We start from the raw sequence: 1,711 nt of genomic DNA, 5'->3' as shown, positions 1-1,711 counted from the left end.
AGGATCTGGGCGGGCGGGCGCCTGGGCTTGGCGTCGACGAAGGTCTTACCGTCCGGGAACAGCTTGCGCATCTGCACCTGGTGGAACAGCTCGGCATAGGTGTCGGCGGGGGAGGCGATCTCGCTGGTCTTGGGCGCCTGAGCCAGAACCGGTCCCGCGCTCAGCCAGCCGAGCAGGACGGCGGCGATGGCGAACTTTTTGGACACTGTTGAACCTCGCAGGTGAAAAGGAGGGGGCATCCAATGCTATTTCGATAGATAGGGCCCAAATCGCGTCACGACCTCGCGTCGCGCGTCGGCGTCGTTGAGGACATAGACCTCGTACCGGTCACCGCCGGGCGCGACGCGAATGACGACGTGGCCGTTATAGCTCTTGTAGAGGCTGTCCATGATCGGACCGATCGCTGCTCGGGTCTCAGGGGCCATCCCGACGGCAAAGACGTCGCGGGGGCCGGGGTAGAGACCCCTCGAAGCCATCCGGGTCACGACCTCTTCGCCCGGCTGCGGCGACAGCCAGTTCTCCTGCACCATGACGCGCGGGGCCAGGTTGCGCAGGATGTTCTCGTTGACTGTATCGCGGTTGCCATGGTGGTCGAGCATCATGACGTCGACCGGTCCGACGACCGCCGACACGGGCGTTTCGACATCACGCCACCAGGGCTGGGTGTAGTTGGGCACGCCGGGGATGTCGCCGCCCGAGTAGTATTTGAACCTGCCGTAGGCGAGCGTCAGAACGTTGCTGAACGGGTTCTCGTCGAAGCCGCAATCGGTGACCGCGCCCTTGGGGATGTAGTCCTGCGTCTCGTCGCGCGCGCCGGTCCAGATGACGCCGCTGGAGGCGATGTTGCGGATATGGAAGGTCGGGAAGGCGGCGGCCTGTCCAAGCTTGATCTGATCAAGCGCGCCCGGTTTCAGTCCGACCACGGCCTGACCGTGCTTCATCCGATATACGGCGAAGCTGAGATAGTTGGCCAGGGACAGGCCGTTGGAGCCGGGGAGGCCGCCCGGGCCCGCGCATTTGCGCAGGTCGACAGGGTAGTCGTAGGACGGCGCGGCGCGATCGATGAGCGTGTCGATGGGTATGAGATCGGCAAGCTCGGTGATCCCGGCCAGGCGGTAGGCGCCGGTCTTGGACATGGGCTTGTCGGGGGTGATCGTGCCCATGTGATCGGTGTGGAAATGGGTGATCAGGGCGTAGTTGAGTTTCACCGGCCGGCCGGCCGGTGCGAACTGACGGATATAGTCGGCGATCCACCAGCCCGCCGAATGCGCGCCATCGGGGCGGGGCGGGAAGGCCTTCAGCGGCTTTACGAGCTCGGCGAATTCCGGGTCGGCCTCGCCTGCGTCGATCAGCAGGGTCGTGCCGTCGGGAAGCACGAAATAGGTCGCGTTGCCCCGTCCCGTGCTGATGTGATGGATGTAGAGATAACCTTGCGACCACGCGGGAAAGGGGCCGGGACCGTCCGTTGCGGCCGGGGCGGATGAGGCCGACGCACAGACCACGGCCAGGGCCGCAAGCACGGAGCGCCCGCCGATGCGGGTCGATCGTCTCCGAGGTGCTCGCCTTCTCAGTTGGTTCAGCAGACTGCGCAGGACGGCGCCGGGCTTCTTCATGATGGCATCCTTGGATCGGGCGACAGGCGGTCGTCTCGGAGTTTGGGGGCGGCCGGTCGAGCAGTGCCCTAGCTGGGGCGTTCATTGAGAGCGGTCGC

Annotated in this window: 1 protein-coding gene and 1 pseudogene; both read right to left on the bottom strand. The window is 65.6% G+C overall.

The genetic code is table 11. From position 1 onward, the window contains the following. Positions 1–206 (bottom strand): annotated as a pseudogene (locus tag WAL33_RS20170) (hypothetical protein); the annotation flags it as partial. Between the two features lie 39 nt (positions 207–245). After that, on the bottom strand, positions 246–1,613 hold the full coding sequence (locus tag WAL33_RS20165) for a hypothetical protein (RefSeq protein WP_422183645.1): 1,368 nt from the start codon (positions 1,611–1,613) through the stop codon (positions 246–248). Between the last annotated feature and the right edge of the window lie 98 nt (positions 1,614–1,711).

It is taken from the genome of Caulobacter sp., assembly GCF_049283275.1.
Classification (GTDB): domain Bacteria; phylum Pseudomonadota; class Alphaproteobacteria; order Caulobacterales; family Caulobacteraceae; genus Caulobacter.
This window is presented reverse-complemented; position numbering and strand designations above follow the sequence as displayed.